Origin of the sequence: Agathobaculum sp. LCP25S3_E8, from assembly GCF_052117165.1 — a bacterium.
Taxonomy (GTDB): domain Bacteria; phylum Bacillota; class Clostridia; order Oscillospirales; family Butyricicoccaceae; genus Agathobaculum.
The window spans coordinates 1-16238 of record NZ_JBQKJR010000068.1 but is presented as its reverse complement, the minus strand read 5'-3'; the positions used below and the strand labels follow the sequence as shown (position 1 = coordinate 16238).

The window sequence follows — 16238 nt, the reverse complement described above, 5'->3', positions numbered from 1 at the left end:
GTTTGCTTGCTCCTTTCGAATGTTTGTGTGGTAACTTCATTCTACCAGAGCCTGCAAGCTATGTCTTCTTTTATGCGATTTTCAATTTGCGCAACTTATTGTACCTTATCTGGTCTCTACAATAACTGCCTTATAATCTTTTATCTTTTTTCAAACAGTTTGGTTAGAATAAAAAAATTCCTTTCTTGCACCTTGTACAAAGAAAGGAATTTTTGCTAAATATAAAGTGCGCTTATTATACCTGTAATATTTCTGAAATCGAAGAAATGATGCTTTTGACTCCTGATGTAATGGTATAGGCGCCTAATTGACGTGCCTCATTCCCATATTTTTTTATTGCAGTATAGCTGGCATACACAATTACCGGTGTTTTGCAATGCAAATCTTTAAGTTCCTTTAATAACGAGAGGCCAGCGTCACTTTCAGAACCTCGTCCCATATCCGTAATAATGATGTCATAGGATTCTCTTTGGAACAATTCGATTCCTTGATCTGTCGATATTGCGATATCAAATTGAACATTTTTACTTTTGAAAAGGTTCATTATGGCTTCATTATTGATGGGATAGTCGTCTACCCATAATACTTTAAGTTGTCCCTCTTTGATATTACTTTTTACTCGTTTATGTGTAGACGATGATTCATCAACAAGACTCCAAATTAATTTTTGCATTTCCTCTAATCTTTTTTCGACACTATTATATACCTTATTGTTAAGCGCACTAATTACAGGACTATCATGAGCTTCTACATCCATTTTTGTCAGATAATCCTCGATTTGAATTTGAATCCGTTGTTCCAAACCCAGCGATTCTTTATAGAATATAATACCAAAGTCTTTTATATCAAAGGGAGGAGATTGATCATCCTGCAAAAGCATAATTGTACCAGTCTTCAAAGTATGCCGAATTCCCAACTCATACCATACGTTGGAATTAAAATCTGTCAAAACCGCAACAACGACATCGCTGTTTTCTATATTAGCGACAATATTGGAAAATAATTTATATGGTCCTACTTCAGATCTTGTGCAAGAATATCCGTTGCTCTCCATTATTCTCTTTATTATATTGAAAAATTCCGTCCAATAGTTTTCATCATGCACGTCGGTCGTTTTCGAAAACGGCATGATAACAAAGCATTTTTCCCCATTGTTTTTTCCTCCGCATTCCTTTTGCATAACTGATTATCGCTGTAATATTGGAAAACCAGAAAAGGATTAACCTTATTTTACAATCTAATGGGAAAATATGCAATTCAAATATTGGAATTTATCATCTGTGCTCTCCCGCTCGTTTTTTTGATACCATACGGGATTGCCGTATGAGAGAGCGGATTGGCCGTTTCCGGCAAGTTCTCACTGCAGCTTCTGTGCAAAACTGCTGCCAGAAATATTGGTGGAAACCTGCAGCATTTCCAGTATGGTTGCCGCGACATCGGAAAAACTGGTGCGCGTTCCCAGATTAACGGGCTGAATGCTCTGCCCCATAACCAACAGCGGCACATATTCTCTGGTATGATCGGTAGTAGCCTGATAAGAGGGATCGCAGCCATGGTCTGCGGTGATCATGACCACATCATCTTCTCCCATCTGCTCCATGAACGCCGGCAGCCATGCGTCAAATTCCGTGAGAGCCTTCGCATAACCGTCGACGTTGCGGCGATGGCCATACAACATATCAAAATCCACCAGATTGATAAAGCAAAGGCCATGAAAATCACGCTTGGCATACTCCATCGCGTACTCCAAACCATTGGCATTGGATTTGGTATATACCTTCTCTGTAATACCCCTCCCGGCAAAAATATCATATATTTTGCCCACAGCAATGCAATCCAGTCCCGCTGCCTGAATGGCATCCAGCATTGTTTCAGCCGGCGGTTCCAGAGAAAAATCATGCCGGTTGGCCGTGCGCGTGTATGCGCCCGAAGTCCCCACAAAGGGACGGGCAATCACACGTCCTACGCCATGCTTCCCCTGAAGCTGCTGTCGTGCAATCCGGCAGTATCGATACAGTTCCTCCAACGGCACAACGTCTTCATGGGCGGCAATCTGAAATACTGAATCGGCTGAGGTATACACAATCAGCTTACCAGTGCGGACATGTTCATCGCCATATTTTGCAATCACTTCCGTGCCGGAAATGGGAATGTTGGCAAGGACGCCTCTGCCGGTGGCCTGCTCAAAGGGTTTGAGCACTTCTTCCGGAAAACCATTCGGATACGTGGGCAACGGTTTTTTTGAAATCACACCCGCTAGCTCCCAGTGTCCAATGGTGGTATCCTTTCCCATGGACGCCTCCGTCAGGCGGGCATACGCCCCGCCGGGTACACCCTCCGGCGCAGGCAGGCATGTCACGCCGTCAATACAACCCAAACCGGCCTTAATCATATTCAGAATCCGACATTCCTTCGATGCGGCACACGCAGCCAGTGTGTTGACATTCACATCCCCGAATTTTTCAGCATCCGGCATTTGTCCAATGCCGAAAGAATCCAGCACAAACAAGAAAATTCGTTTCATTTTTTCACCTCTCATAGCATAAGAATGTTTTCTGGTTTCGTCCGTGCTTTCCAGCTGCAAAATCTCCTATTTTTGAAGATGCGCCACGAAAGCATCGGTGGTCAAAATATTCTGCAACAAAATCGTCATCAACGTATTGTGCACCTCATTTTGTTCCAGAAGAAACGCATTATATAAACAGAAATCCTGTCTTTAGTATACAAAAGCTGATGAGGAATTTGTATTCTTATTGGTTATCACGAGACAAAGGTCGCGTAAATTGAAATCTTCCTTTCCAAGATTACACGATATGGGCGCAGATGTCTATAGCTTTTCTTCGCTTTATAAACGGCTCCGATATTATCCTTCTGCGTCAGACTGCTGCGCATTTCTACCTTGGAATACGATGGAATGGTCAAACGAGACACCAACTTGCAACTTGACTCTATTATAATTTTCCCCCACTTGTCCAGCAGTCTGTGGTACAATAGAATATATCAGGGCCGTGGCACACCGCAGCCAAAAACATGTCAATGGAGAGAATGCTTATGACACACAAACCGCGTTTTGCGCGCCTTATCGCAGTCGTTTTTCTGCTCAATCTGCTCTTACCAAATGCCGCGCTGGCAGCCAACCAAACCGTTCGGACTTTTTCGATCCGTATCGTACATACCAACGATATTCACGCCCGTGTGGAGGAAAACGCGGGGAGCGGCATCATCGGTATGGCGCGGCTTGCAGGCGTGATAGACGACTATACCGCCAGCGCCAACCTTGATCTGGTACTCGATTCGGGCGACCTGTTCCACGGTCAGCCGATTGCAACGCTCGTGCAGGGCGAAAGCGTCGCACAGCTGCTCAAGGCCTGCGGCTACGACGCAGTCACCGCTGGAAACCACGACTGGAGCTACGGCAAAGAGCGTCTGAAGGAGCTGTGCGAAATCGCAGACGTGACCATGCTTACCGGCAACGTAGTCGAAACCGACACAAATACGCCCTTCTTTGACGATGCATTTTACACAGAAACTGTTCAGATTGGCGGACAGGAACTCAAGGTCGGTTTATTCGGTGTAATTGACCCGTCGATTAAGCAGGACACCACACCTGCCAATGTTGCGGGGCTGGACTTCACCGATGCCGCAGCCTACGCAAACCAAGCCGCCGATGCGCTGCGCGCTCAGAACTGCGACGTGGTTATCGGTCTGACACACACCTATGATCCCGCCGGGCTGGCCGCCAAAGTCGGCGGCGTGGATCTGTGGCTGTCCGGTCACGAACATCTGCAGCTGAACGAAACCGTCACCGACGCGGACGGCGCATCCGTGCGCGTGGTCGAAAGCGGCTATTATCTGTATTCGCTCAGCCTAATCGAGATGACCGGCACGCTGGACGAGGACGGCGCAGTCGAAAACCTGCAAATCAATGTCACGCCCATGCAGTATAGCGATGCAGCGGCATATCCGGCCAAGGCTTCGGTCTCCGCTGTGCTGGACGATATCCATGCCGCACAGCAGGATAAGCTGGAGGAGAAAGTCGGTGAAACGCCCACTGCGCTTGACGGCGTGTGGGAAGATTTACGCATTGACCAACAGAATCTGGGCAATGTCGTTTGCGATGCCTATCTGCTGGAAACCGGTGCGGACGTGGCGTTTGAAAACGCAGGCGGCATCCGTGCCTCTATTGAAGCCGGCGATGTGACCTATGCCGATATCATCGGTGTCAGCCCGTACGGCAACTACATCGTCACCAAGCAGGTGACCGGCGCTGCGCTGACCGAAATTATGGAAACCTCGCTCGATATCGGCCTGCAGTCGGCCGCGGCCAACGCCAGCGGTAAAACCGATGCATGGCCGGAAAACAGCGGCAGCTATCTGCAATTCGGCGGCATGACTGTCACCTATGACCCAACCGCTGCCAAGGGCAGCCGTGTACTTTCGATCGAAGTGCAGGGCGCCCCGCTTGAAGCCGACAAAACCTACACCGTTGCAACCAACAACTTTGTCGCCGTATCCGAGAACTATCCGCAGCTGGCACAAACCAAAGAAACCGGCCAGTTCATCGCCTGCGATGAGGCGCTTGTCCGCTTTTTCCAGCAGAATGCGGATGCGATTGCAGCGAGCGTCTATGACAAGCGACTGATTACTGATACCGCCGCACAAGATGATTCCGATTGCCCCTCCGCCGCGTTTACCGACGTGCAGCAGACCGACTGGTTCCACCAAGCGGTGGATTTCATGGTGGAAAATGATGTAATGCACGGCACCAGCGAAACCACATTTGAGCCGGAGAGCGATGTCAGCCGCGGTATGGTGGCGGTTGTGCTGTGGCGGCTGGCAGACTGTCCTGTGGTCAACTATCTGATGCCGTACAACGATATCGCATCCGATACCTACTACACCGAGGCGGTTCGCTGGGCGTCGAGCGAACAAATCGTCACCGGTTATGACGAACAAAGTTTTGGCCCGGAAGACCCGGTCACCCGTGAGCAGCTGGCAGCCATGTTGTACCGCTTTGCGCAGAGCGAAGGAATGACGGCCGTCAATCTGTCGGAAAATCTCTCCGGCTTTGCCGATGCAGCGCAGGCCAGCAGTTATGCGGTGCAACCGCTCAACTGGGCGGTCGGCAGCGGCATCATCAACGGCGACGACGGCTTACTCAAACCGCAGGGCACGGCCACCCGCGCGCAAACTGCGCAAATACTGATGCGTTATATGGGACTGACGGCCTGAGCCGTCCCTCCCGTTTAACAGATACAACTTTGCACCCGTAGGAAAGGAGAAAAAAGATGCAATATGAACTCAAAGGCGGCGCTTTCCCGGTCGTCGTATGCCAGCTGGCTGACGGAGAAAAAATGATTACGGAAAAGGGTTCCATGGTCTGGATGACGCCGAACATGCAGATGGAGACCACCGGCGGTGGTCTGGGCAAAATGTTTTCCAAGGCATTTTCCGGCGAAAGCATGTTCCAGAACATTTACACCGCGCGCGGCGCGGGCATGATTGCCTTCGGTTCGAGCTTCCCCGGCCGTATTCTGACGCTTGAGGTTGACGCCGGACACGAATTTATCCTGCAAAAAACCGCGTTCCTCGCGTCCGAAGCAGGCGTACAGCTTTCTATCCACTTCAACAAGAAGTTCGGCGCAGGCCTGTTCGGCGGCGAGGGCTTCATCATGCAGCGCCTGTCCGGTAACGGCACGGCCTTCGTCGAGGTTGACGGCGAGCTGGTCGAGTACACGCTCGCATCCGGCCAGCAGATGGTCGTAGACACCGGCAACGTGCTCGGCTTCGACTCCAGCGTTTCCATTGACATTCAGCAGGTTAAGGGCATCAAGAACAAGCTGCTCGGCGGCGAAGGCTTCTTCAACACCGTGCTGACCGGCCCGGGCAGAATCTGGCTGCAAACCATGCCGATTGCAGGCGTAGCATCCGCAATCCAGCCCTATATCCCCACCGGTAACGGCTGATTTGTGAACTTTCTGCTCGCGGCAGCGCAAAATATTTCTGTGCTGTACATAAAACCGCCCCCGTGCTGCGAAAGCAGCACGGGGGCGGTTTGCTATCCTTATAACTGGTTTATTCGACGGTCAGCACATCGTCGCCTGCCGATACCTTGCCGGTCTTTTGCAGGGTAAAGCTCGTATAGGCATCCGAATTGGTAACGATCACGGGCGTTACCGTGCGGTAGCCTGCCTCGACAATCATCTTCTCGTCAAAGCTGCCGATTTTGGCACCCTTCTTGAGCTTATCGCCCTCCTTGACATCGATGGTAAACGGTGCGCCGTTCATCTGCACGGTATCAATACCCAAATGAATCAGCAATTCTACGCCATCTGTTGTGGTCAGGCCAATGGCATGCTTGGTGCCGAACACGGTTACCACCTCGCAGTCCGCCGGAGCGTACACCTGATTGTCCGCCGGCTCTACGGCGAAACCTTCGCCTACCATTTTTTCAGAGAACACGCCGTCCGCGACCTGCTCAAGCGGAATAACATTGCCGGTCAGCGGCGAAGCAATCACATGCGCACCGGAGGATGCCGGAGCGCTGTCCTCCACCGCCGTCGGAGCGGCCTGTGGAGCGGTCTCATTGCTTTCGGGAGACGCAAGGAACGCTTCCAAATCGGACTTGATGACCGATACGCGCGGACCGTACACGACCTGCACGCCCGTGCCCTTGCAGATGACGCCCGACGCACCCGTTTCCTTGAGCAGCTGCTGGTCAACCTTGGAAGCATCATGCACCGTGCAGCGCAGGCGAGTGATGCAGCAGTCTACGTCCGAAATATTCGCCTTACCGCCCAGACCCATCATAATCTGACGGGACAGCGCGGTATCTCTGCCGCCCTGTGCCGCTGCGGCTTCGCCTTCCTTACGGGCGTTCACATCCGCACGGGTGTACAGCTTGATTTCGCTGTCGTCGCGGCCCGGCGTCTTGTAGTCGAACTTCTTAATCATGAACGAGAACACGAAGTAGTAGACGATGAAATATACCACGCCGACGACTGGAATCCACAGCCAGCTGGTCTTGGCATTACCCTGCATGATGCCGAACAGCGTCAGGTCGATAAGGCCGCCGGAGAAGGTCAGACCAACGCCCACATTGAGTATATGCATAATCATGTAGGACGCACCTGCGAATACGCAGTGCACCACATACATCGCCGGGGCGACAAACAAGAAGGTAAATTCCAGCGGCTCCGTGATACCGGTCAGCATCGAGGTCAATGCGGCAGACAGCAGCAGACCGCCCACCGCCTTACGGTTTTCCGGCTTGGCACAGCGGTACAGCGCAAGCGCTGCGCCCGGCAGGCCGAAAATCATCAGCGGGAACTTACCGGCCATAAAGCGAGTCGCCTCAACCGAGAAATGCTGAATGCCGGGGGTTGCCAGCTCGGCAAAGAAGATATTCTGCGCACCCTCTACCAGCACACCGTTGACCATAGCGGTGCCGCCCAGCGCGGTCTGCCAGAAGGGGATGTAGAACACGTGATGCAGGCCGAACGGAATGAGCGCGCGCTCGATAAAGCCATACAGCCAGGTGCCGGCATAGCCGGAGGCCAGCACGAAACCGCCCAGCGCGTTAATGCCGGTCTGAATGACAGGCCAGATGTAGTACATCGCAATGCCAACGACCAGATAAACCGCCGCAGAGATAATCGGCACAAAGCGTGTGCCGCTGAAAAAGCTCAACACCTGCGGCAGCTGAATTTTGTAATACTTATTGTGCAGCGCAGCAACGCCCAAGCCGACGATGATACCGCCGAATACACCCATTTGCAGCGAGTTGATGCCCAGCACGCTCGCGGTCGCACCGGACAGGTTCGGCGCGCCGAAATCGATAATCAATGCGCCGATGGTGGCGTGCATGACAAAGAACGCAATCGCGGCGGACAGTGCCGCAACTTCTTTCTCCTGCTTGGCCATACCGATGGCGACGCCCATCGCAAAGATAATGTGCAGATTGTCAAAGACAATGGAGCCTGCCGCATTGAGCACCTGCAAAATTGCATTGATGAAGGTGCCGGGCCCCATAATTCCCATCAGGCCATAGGTTTCCAGCATGGTTTCATTGGTGAACGATCCGCCGATGCCGAGGAACAAACCGGCAACCGGAAGAATGGCAATCGGCAGCATAAACGATCGGCCGACGCGCTGCAATACGCCAAAAATCTTATCTTTCATATCCTTTTACTCCTTTTGATCTGTAATTCCCATCGATATCGCCAACCGATGCAGATGAATGGTCAAAAACGTCATCTCCTCGGATGGCAGCTGAACAGAAAACGACTCCCGCAGTTGATCCCGGATTTTCTCCGCACACTGATAATCCTGCTGATAGCGCCGCACTATCATGCTCTGAAACTCAGAATCATCGTCTGCAACATAGCGGTTTTGCGTAATCCGTTGTCCGAGGAATTTAAGATGTGTGATAAACCGACCGTAGTCGAGCGATTGCTCATCCAGCGTCACGCCATAATAATTCTGCACCACGCCGATGATCTTGCGAATCAGCTCGGTGATACGCACCATATCCGCCATTTTACCGTCAATTTCCGCGTTGACGATGTGGAGTGCGATGAACCCAGCCTCATCCTCCGGCAGCCGAAACCCCAGTCTTGCCTCGATGATATCGATCGCCTGCTTGCCAATGGCGAACTCCGCCGGATAAAAGTTGGTGATTTCCCACAGCAAATGATTGGGATAACGAACGCCGCTGCGCAGTCGCTCCACGGCAAAGCAGATGTGATCGGTGAGCGTGATATAGATGTTTTCGCTCAGCCGCCGCCCGATCCGGCTTTCCGCCGTCTCGATAACCTCCGTACTGACATCCAGAAATTCCGGCGGTACGTCCGCCAGCAAATCCCGCAGTCGGGAGGATTTTTCCGGATCACGCAAATCGTAAATCTTTTCCACCTGCTGCGCAGGAACCAGGTCTCCCGCATGCTTTTTAAACCCGATACCCAGTCCGCGCAAAATAATCTCTTTTCCGCTGTCATCCGCCGTACAAACGAAATTGTTGCCGATCACGCGGCTGATGCGATATGCACCGCCGCTTCGTGCTTGTTGCGTCATGCCGCCTCCCTCCGACAAAAGTTTTCTCTTTTCACAGGCCTTGTATACATCCATGCTGCGTCGCTAAGGCCATACGCTTTGTCTGCGCTCTGCCGCATCCCCATTCTCCTTTCCTACAACTTACCTTATAAAAAACAAAAAAGACCAAACATCCGAATATAGCTATCCCTATTCGGTCGTTTGGTCTTGCCTGCACAGCAGTCACAAGCCTGTATCTTTTTTGTAACTTCAGAATAACGCATCAGAGTGCCCATTGTCAATGGAGTTACTGTCAAAAAGACGAATTTCGTATCATCGACCAAGTTTAAGCAGTTCATTTTATACATTCTGACAAAATACGTGAATTCTGCGCAGCATAGACCTTTGCATACCTGACTTATTGGTAACACTTAATAGTCTGGTTGCGGCTTACGCACTCCAATCACTGCTTTCCCGCCCTGTCCTCTCCTTTCTTCCCATCGCTATGGATATATTCATCAAATTGCTCATATTTTTTAAGGGAAGTCTTCTATACTTTTAGGAGGATTGCTCAAAAAATGCATTGTATTTTCATCACAGGGGAGAGCGATTCTCTCTTGACGAAAATATTTTCAATTTATATAATAAAGATGAAAATAGTACCAAGGAGGAAAGGCATATGCTCAATCAAGTTCGCGGCGGATTGATTGTATCCTGTCAGGCGCTCCCCAACGAACCGCTGCACTCTTCCTTCATCATGGGCCGCATGGCTCGTGCGGCAACTGAAGGCGGGGCGGTCGGCATCCGCGCCAACACGCCTGAGGATATCGCAGAAATCGCAAAAAACACCACGCTCCCCATCATCGGTATCGTCAAGCGCGACTATCCGGATTCCCCGATCTATATCACACCAACGCTGCGGGAGATCCGCGAACTGGCGGATTCGCCATGCAGCATGATTGCATTCGACGCCACCGACCGACCGCGTCCGCAGGGTGAGTCACTGGAAGCATTCTTCCAAGCTGCCCGTGCCGCCGCTCCCGGTAAACTGCTGATGGCAGATATCGCCACGCTGGACGAAGCCGTCCACGCCGCCAAGATGGGATTTGACTGCGTTTCCACCACACTGATGGGTTACACCGCACAATCCGAAGGACAGAATATTGCCGATGACGATTTTGCCCGGCTTAAAGCCATTTTAGCCGCAGTTTCCATCCCCGTCATCGCAGAAGGCCATGTTGACACTCCTGCCAAAGCGCGGCGCTGTATTGAACTTGGCGCACACGCCGTGGTCACCGGCGGTGCCATCACCCGTCCGCAGCAAATCACCAGAACCTTCACCGACGCTATCTATGCAAAATAAAAGAGCGCATTTGCGCTCTTTCCGCTCAGAACGTCCGATGAAATAAGGTTTGTAACGCACGTTCCCGGCTCTCACGGCATTTTGGATCTTCCAACAGCCGGTATGTGATCGCATCAATTAGAAAAACCAGCGGCATCTGAGAGTTAATGAATTTTTCATCCCCAACGTGACCGATATCCCCAGCCAGCAGAATGGTATCCGCCATAAGGCCCAACTCGGAGCGACTGTTCTGTGTCAGTATGCAGATTTGTACCCCCGCCGATTTGGCAATCCGGCACGCGCTGATCACTTCGGGCGTCTCGCCTGAATTGGACACTGCAATAATCAAATCCCTTGGCGAGAACAAGCTGGACTGCACACGCATCAGGAAGGTATCCGTCATCACGCTGGAGGTAAACCCCATCTGTACCAACCGCATATTGAATTCACTTGCCGTCAGGCCGGAACTCCCCAACCCAAACACCAAAATTTTTTCTGCCTGATGGATCCGATCAACAAAGGCATCCAGATCCTCCGGCCGCACCAGCTCACAAGCCGCATCGAGCGTGCGCGCATAATAGTGGCTGATTCGCTGTATAGTCTGGTCCGGCGTCCGATCCGGCGTGCGTTCTGCTGCCAACAGCGTCTGGAATTCAATATAGTTTCGATAGTTCAGCTTTTTACAAAACCGTGTCAACGTCGAGTTCGAAGTTCCGATAACCTGTGCCAGCTCCTGACTGGCAGTCGAAACAGCCTCTTCCGGATGCGCCACAATGTAGGCCGCGATCTTCTGTTCGCTCTTGCTGAGCCGGAAGCCATAAAACTGAAGCCGGTTCTGAAAACTCAGTTCTGCCATGGTTTCCTCCCCCAAGATAGTTGATTCTTTAACAATCATAGTATACTGCACGGCATTTTGCAACAGTCAAAATGAAAAAAATGCATCCTGTCATTTTGATGGCAGACATCACTTCGTTAGGCAACCCTTCACATAAGGCTAACATAAAAAGGAGAATGTATCATGAACAATCATCTGAATGTAGGCGTCATCGGTTTCGGTCAAATGGGACAAATCCATGCGGGCATTTACAATAAGCTGCCAGGCGTAGATCTGGTTGCGGTTTGCGAGTATAACGATGACCGCCGCGCCGAGGCAGAAAAGCTCTACGGCTGCAAGACCTACAAAAACTACAAGGATCTGCTGGAAAACCCGGAGATCGACGCCGTCTCTATTGTGTTGCCGGACAACATGCACCGCGAAGCGGTAGAAATCGCGGTCGCCAACAAAAAGCACATCCTGCTGGAAAAGCCTCTGGCCAAGGAACTTGCCGATGGGGAAGCCATGTATGCCATCCTCAAGGATTACGACAAGGTGTTCTCACTCGGTTTCCTGCTGCGCTTTGATCCACGCTTCAACATGATTAAGCAGCGTTTGGATGCCGGCGAGCTGGGCGACATCATCCATATGTACTGCCGCCGAAACAGCCCGATCGTCGGTCCCCGCCGCTACATTGGCGCTTCCGACCTGTCTATGCACGTCATGATCCATGACATCGACTATGTCAACTGGTTCATGGGCTGCAAACCGGTCAAGGTGTTCGCCAAGGCGCGCAGCGTACTGCTCAAGGAATACGGCATGGATGATGTCATCTACGCCATCGTTACATATGAAAACGGTGCGGTTGCCTGCCTCGAAGCCTGCTGGGTGCTGCCCGAAAACTCCCCCACAATCATCGACGACAAGGTGGAACTGGTCGGCACCAAGGGTGTTGCCTATGTGGATGCCTGTGATAATGGCGTACGCTTCGTCACCGGCAACGGCGTTCTTTACCCAGACTCCCGTCATTGGTATAATTGTAACGGCGCACCGTCCGGCGACCTGTCCGAAGAGATCATGGCCTTTGTCGGTAATATCATCAACGGCACCAAGTCGATCATTACCCCGGAGGACGCGCTCGACACTTTGCGCGTCGTAGATGCGATCGAACGCTCGATTGCGGAAGGCAAGGAAGTTTCCCTGTAAGCGGTTTTGAAAACCAAAAGAGAGGTAGCGACTCATTTCCGATTGAAGGAGGGTAACATACAATGTCAGTACGTGTAAAGATTCAAAAATTCGGCAGTAAACTCAGCAGTATGGTCATTCCGAACCTCGGCGCATTTATTGCGTGGGGGCTGCTCACCGCCGTCGGCATTGCAATCGACAACGACATGCTTCGCAGCTTCATCACCCCGATGCTCAACTATCTGCTTCCGCTGCTAATCGCTTTTGCAGGCGGTAAAATGGTTTATGACTACCGCGGCGGCGTCATCGGTACGGTGGCAACCATCGGCGTCATTATCGGCTCAAGCGTGACAATGTTTATCGGCGCGATGATCCTCGGCCCGCTGTCCGCATGGATTCTCAAGCAGTTTGACAAAGCAATTGACGGCAAGGTTCCGATGGGCTTCGAGTTGCTGGTCAACAACTACTCGGTCGGTATTCTCGGTGCTATTTTGAGTGTCATCGGCTGTGTCTGGCTCGGTCCTGCGATTTCATCGCTGACCAATGTATTCGCAGCCGGCGTCAACGTGCTGGTGCAGAACAACCTGCTGCCCCTGACGGCAATCCTGATTGAGCCTGCCAAGCCGCTATTCCTCAACAATGCGATCGGTCAGGGCATCCTGACTCCGATGGGCACGCTGCAGCTGGATGAGCTGGGTAAATCCGTTTTATTCCTGCTTGAATCCAACCCCGGCCCCGGCCTCGGTATTCTTCTAGCCTATATGTTCTTTGGCAAAGGCTCTTCCAAGACCTCTGCCTGGGGCGCATCGATCATCCACCTATTCGGTGGTATCCATGAAATCTATTTCCCGTTTGTACTGATGAATCCGGTTCTTATTCTTCCGCTGATTGTGGGCGGCGCCTGCGGCACGCTGGTGTTCACCATGCTAAACGTCGGTCTGGTCGGCGTTGCTTCCCCCGGCAGCATCATTTCCATCATGCTCATGTCTTCGCCCGGCGACCAGTTCAAGATCATTCTTGGCATTGCGGCAGCCTGTGTTGTCACATTCGTGCTGGCCATCCCGTTGATTAAGCGTGCCGGCGGCGGCGACGATGCCTCCCTCAAGGAAGCTGCTAAGACCATGAACGAGCTCAAGGGCAAGAAGAGCCGCATCTCCTCTGTCTTTGAAAGCATCGAAGATTTCGATTTCTCCAATGTTACCCGCATTGCTTATGCCTGCGACGCTGGCATCGGTTCTTCTGCAATGGGCGCAACCATATTGCAGAAAAAGTGCAAGGCTGCCGGTCTGGATGACATCAAGGTATTCCATATCTCCATCGAGAATCTGCCGACCGACTGTCAGGTTGTTGTCACGCAGGAACTCCTGCTTGACCGCGTCAAGGACGTGCAGAAGGATGCCTATTGCATCGCTGTGACCGATTTCATCAATGCTCCGCAATATGATGAACTGATCGACAAGATCAAGCAGGCCCGCGACGCCAAGCAGGCATAACATCCCGGAAAAGCGGCGCTGCCGTTTGCAAGCAATCGGCAGCGCCCTCTTGCTATCACGGAAAAAGAGGTCAGTATGCTGAAAACGATTATTATGGATTTCGACGGACTGATCGTCGATACCGAGGTTGTGTGGTATCACATCTATGTAGAATGGTTCCGCAGGAAAAAAGGATATGACCTGTCTGTTCAGGAATTTTTAACCTGCGTCGGCTCCAATTCCGAAGATCTGTTCCGTAAGCTGGATGCCAAGGGCATCACAGTAGATCGCGATGCCTTCGCCAAGGATACTTCTGCGCAGTTTATTGAACAGAGCAGCCATCTGCCGGCTAAGCCAGGTGTCGAGGATTTTTTAAAGCAGGCGCATGAAAACGGCTTGTCCGTTGCGCTGGCAACCTCCTCCGGTCGAAAAAAGCCAACCGTTCATCTGGAGCGGCTGGGTCTGCTGTCGTATTTTGATCTGCTGGTCACAGCGGAAGATGTCGTGCGCATCAAACCCCACCCCGACCTGTTTCTCAAAGCCGCCGAAAAACTTGGCAGCACCACAGAGGAATGTCTGGTAGTGGAGGATTCCCTCAACGGACTTCTGGCAGGCCTAAACGCGCACATGCGCGTGCTGGTGGTGCCCAATGAAGTAACGAAATATTGTCAGTTTCAGGGACAGTATCGGCTGTGCAATTCGCTTGCAGAGGTGGATGTGGCCCGGCTGATCGCGGAATTTTAGGAGGAACAACTACCATGCTGTTGGAAACAATCACATCTAACGACGTGCAGATTGGCCTGCACGCAAAGGATTGGGAAGATGCCATTCGTCAGGCTGCAGCCCCCCTGCTTGCATCCGGCGCAATCCGGCAAAGTTATATCGAGGGGATGATCACATCCGTTCATGATAACGGCCCCTATTTTGTTCTGTTAAAGGGACTTGCACTTGCACACGCTCGCCCGGAGTGTGGCGCTGTACGTTTGTCTCTCAACTTCTCGACATTTGATCCCCCGGTCTCATTCGGTGCCGGAGAGAATGATCCGGTTCGTCTGATCATCACACTGGCAGCAACCGATCCGGACAGCCATTTGGATCTGCTCGGCGAGTTGGCTGAGGTTCTGATGGACGATAGCCGAATGCAGCAGCTTTTTTCTGCTGCATCATCCGAAGCGTTCTGTGCACTGCTGAAATAGCAACTCGAGGGAAGAGGGAAGAACCATGGTTCTGTGTTTTGATATTGGCGGTACCTCCATCAAATACGGTGTAGCGCGAGAAGAAAACGGTCAGATCGTGTTTGATGCCCGTTGGGAAACGCCTACGAATGCCAAATGCCTGCGTGGTCCGGGCATCGAGCAGAAGATTGTGGATCTGATCGACGATCTGTGCAGACAATTTACACCCGAGGGCATTGCTATTTCCACCGCTGGAATGGTGGATCACAAGACCGGTGCAATCCTCTATGCCAACGAAAATATTCCTGAATATACCGGCCGCAACCTTAAGCTGGCTGTAGAGAATCACTTCCATTTGCCGTGCTCAGTGGAAAACGATGTCAACTGTGCCGCACTCGGCGAAGCTGCCTACGGTGCCGGTCGCGGTGCAGACAGTGTACTCTGTCTCACCGTCGGCACCGGCATCGGAGGCGCCGTCATTCTGGACGGTAAAGTATGGCACGGGCACTGTGGCAGCGCTGGAGAGATTGGCTATATGTCAATAAACGGAGGCGTGTTCGAGCAACACGCCTCCACTACCGCGCTTATTCGCAACGTTCAATCTCAGACAGGTGAGATGCTGTCCGGTAAGGAGATTTTTTCTCGTGCGCAGGCTGGTGATACCATTTGCACAAACGCAATTCAGGAGCTTTGTTCCGTTCTGGCGCAAGGCCTTGCCGCTTGTATATGCCTGTTTAACCCTGCTGCTATTGTGCTTGGCGGCGGAATTATGGCCCAAGGCGACTATCTCCGGCCAATTCTGAAGGAGCAGCTGCAACGCTTTGTCAATCCATTTGTCTTCTCCAAAACCAAACTGTGCTTTGCCGAACTTGGCAACAGTGCAGGCATGGCCGGCGCATTTCACTGGCTCAAACAAACAGCATCCTTCTGACGGTTTCCCCTTTCCGTCAGCAAAAAAAGCAGTAGCCAAAGCTACTGCTTTTTTATGTGCGCGTCGAGTTATCTTCCCGGGCCGTCGCCAGCCAAGTATTGTCACCGTAAACGAGCTTAACTACTGTGTTCGGAATGGGAACAGGTGTACCCTCATCACCATTGACACGCACTATTTAGAAGATTTACACCTTCAAAACTGAACAATAACTACCGGCAAGCTAAGAGTATGTTCTGAGATTGCCTCTAATTTTTTAGGTCAAGCCCTCGGCCTATTAGTATCAGTCCGC

Annotated in this window: 13 protein-coding genes and 1 rRNA gene; 8 read left to right on the top strand and 6 right to left on the bottom strand. The window is 51.7% G+C overall.

Annotated features, from left to right (window positions below; genetic code table 11):
* Nucleotides 1-235 precede the first annotated feature (235 nt).
* Together ACTQ34_RS15780 and ACTQ34_RS15775 are read right to left on the bottom strand one after the other, a co-directional pair.
* The gene (locus tag ACTQ34_RS15780) at nt 236-1180 is read right to left on the bottom strand and encodes a response regulator (RefSeq protein ID WP_441364623.1); all 945 of its coding nucleotides are present in this window, start codon (nt 1178-1180) and stop codon (nt 236-238) included.
* Between the two features lie 177 nt (nt 1181-1357).
* Complete coding sequence (locus ACTQ34_RS15775) at nt 1358-2524, bottom strand: phosphopentomutase (protein WP_441364622.1); 1167 nt, start codon at nt 2522-2524, stop codon at nt 1358-1360.
* Between the two features lie 527 nt (nt 2525-3051).
* Here ACTQ34_RS15775 and ACTQ34_RS15770 point away from each other — a divergent pair.
* Entirely contained in the window at nt 3052-5232 is a 2181-nt protein-coding gene (locus ACTQ34_RS15770; protein WP_441364621.1) for a 5'-nucleotidase C-terminal domain-containing protein, read from the top strand.
* Between the two features lie 56 nt (nt 5233-5288).
* Nucleotides 5289-5966 carry a TIGR00266 family protein gene (locus ACTQ34_RS15765; protein ID WP_441364620.1) on the top strand — a complete coding sequence of 226 codons (678 nt, stop codon included), beginning with the start codon at nt 5289-5291 and terminating at the stop codon, nt 5964-5966.
* Between the two features lie 109 nt (nt 5967-6075).
* Here ACTQ34_RS15765 and ACTQ34_RS15760 read toward each other — a convergent pair whose 3' ends face one another.
* Nucleotides 6076-8181 (bottom strand): glucose PTS transporter subunit IIA, encoded by a 2106-nt coding sequence (locus tag ACTQ34_RS15760; protein WP_441364619.1) that lies wholly within the window; start codon nt 8179-8181, stop codon nt 6076-6078.
* Between the two features lie 6 nt (nt 8182-8187).
* Nucleotides 8188-9072: a BglG family transcription antiterminator LicT gene (licT, locus tag ACTQ34_RS15755; RefSeq protein WP_441364618.1), complete on the bottom strand. Its 885-nt coding sequence runs from the start codon at nt 9070-9072 to the stop codon at nt 8188-8190.
* 637 nt (nt 9073-9709) lie between these two features.
* On the opposite strand from licT, the gene ACTQ34_RS15750 reads away from it, so the two are divergent.
* The gene (locus ACTQ34_RS15750) at nt 9710-10393 is read left to right on the top strand and encodes an N-acetylmannosamine-6-phosphate 2-epimerase (RefSeq protein WP_441364617.1); all 684 of its coding nucleotides are present in this window, start codon (nt 9710-9712) and stop codon (nt 10391-10393) included.
* 25 nt (nt 10394-10418) lie between these two features.
* Here the strand turns inward: ACTQ34_RS15750 and ACTQ34_RS15745 are convergent, their stop codons facing one another.
* On the bottom strand, nt 10419-11228 hold the full coding sequence (locus ACTQ34_RS15745; RefSeq protein WP_441364616.1) for a MurR/RpiR family transcriptional regulator: 810 nt from the start codon (nt 11226-11228) through the stop codon (nt 10419-10421).
* Nucleotides 11229-11390: 162 nt separating this feature from the next.
* Here ACTQ34_RS15745 and ACTQ34_RS15740 point away from each other — a divergent pair, with 162 nt between their 5' ends.
* The 5 genes from ACTQ34_RS15740 (at nt 11391) to ACTQ34_RS15720 (ending at nt 15949) form a co-directional block, all read left to right on the top strand.
* The gene (locus ACTQ34_RS15740) at nt 11391-12392 is read left to right on the top strand and encodes a Gfo/Idh/MocA family protein (protein ID WP_441364615.1); all 1002 of its coding nucleotides are present in this window, start codon (nt 11391-11393) and stop codon (nt 12390-12392) included.
* Between the two features lie 62 nt (nt 12393-12454).
* The gene (locus ACTQ34_RS15735) at nt 12455-13864 is read left to right on the top strand and encodes a PTS mannitol transporter subunit IICB (protein ID WP_441364614.1); all 1410 of its coding nucleotides are present in this window, start codon (nt 12455-12457) and stop codon (nt 13862-13864) included.
* 75 nt (nt 13865-13939) lie between these two features.
* The gene (locus ACTQ34_RS15730; RefSeq protein ID WP_441364613.1) at nt 13940-14587 is read left to right on the top strand and encodes an HAD family hydrolase; all 648 of its coding nucleotides are present in this window, start codon (nt 13940-13942) and stop codon (nt 14585-14587) included.
* A gap of 14 nt (nt 14588-14601) precedes the next feature.
* The gene (locus tag ACTQ34_RS15725) at nt 14602-15039 is read left to right on the top strand and encodes a PTS sugar transporter subunit IIA (protein ID WP_441364612.1); all 438 of its coding nucleotides are present in this window, start codon (nt 14602-14604) and stop codon (nt 15037-15039) included.
* 25 nt (nt 15040-15064) lie between these two features.
* Nucleotides 15065-15949 (top strand): ROK family protein, encoded by an 885-nt coding sequence (locus ACTQ34_RS15720; RefSeq protein WP_441364611.1) that lies wholly within the window; start codon nt 15065-15067, stop codon nt 15947-15949.
* A 55-nt stretch (nt 15950-16004) separates the two neighbouring features.
* Here ACTQ34_RS15720 and rrf read toward each other — a convergent pair.
* Nucleotides 16005-16121, bottom strand: a 5S ribosomal RNA gene (gene rrf, locus ACTQ34_RS15715).
* Nucleotides 16122-16238 lie beyond the last annotated feature (117 nt).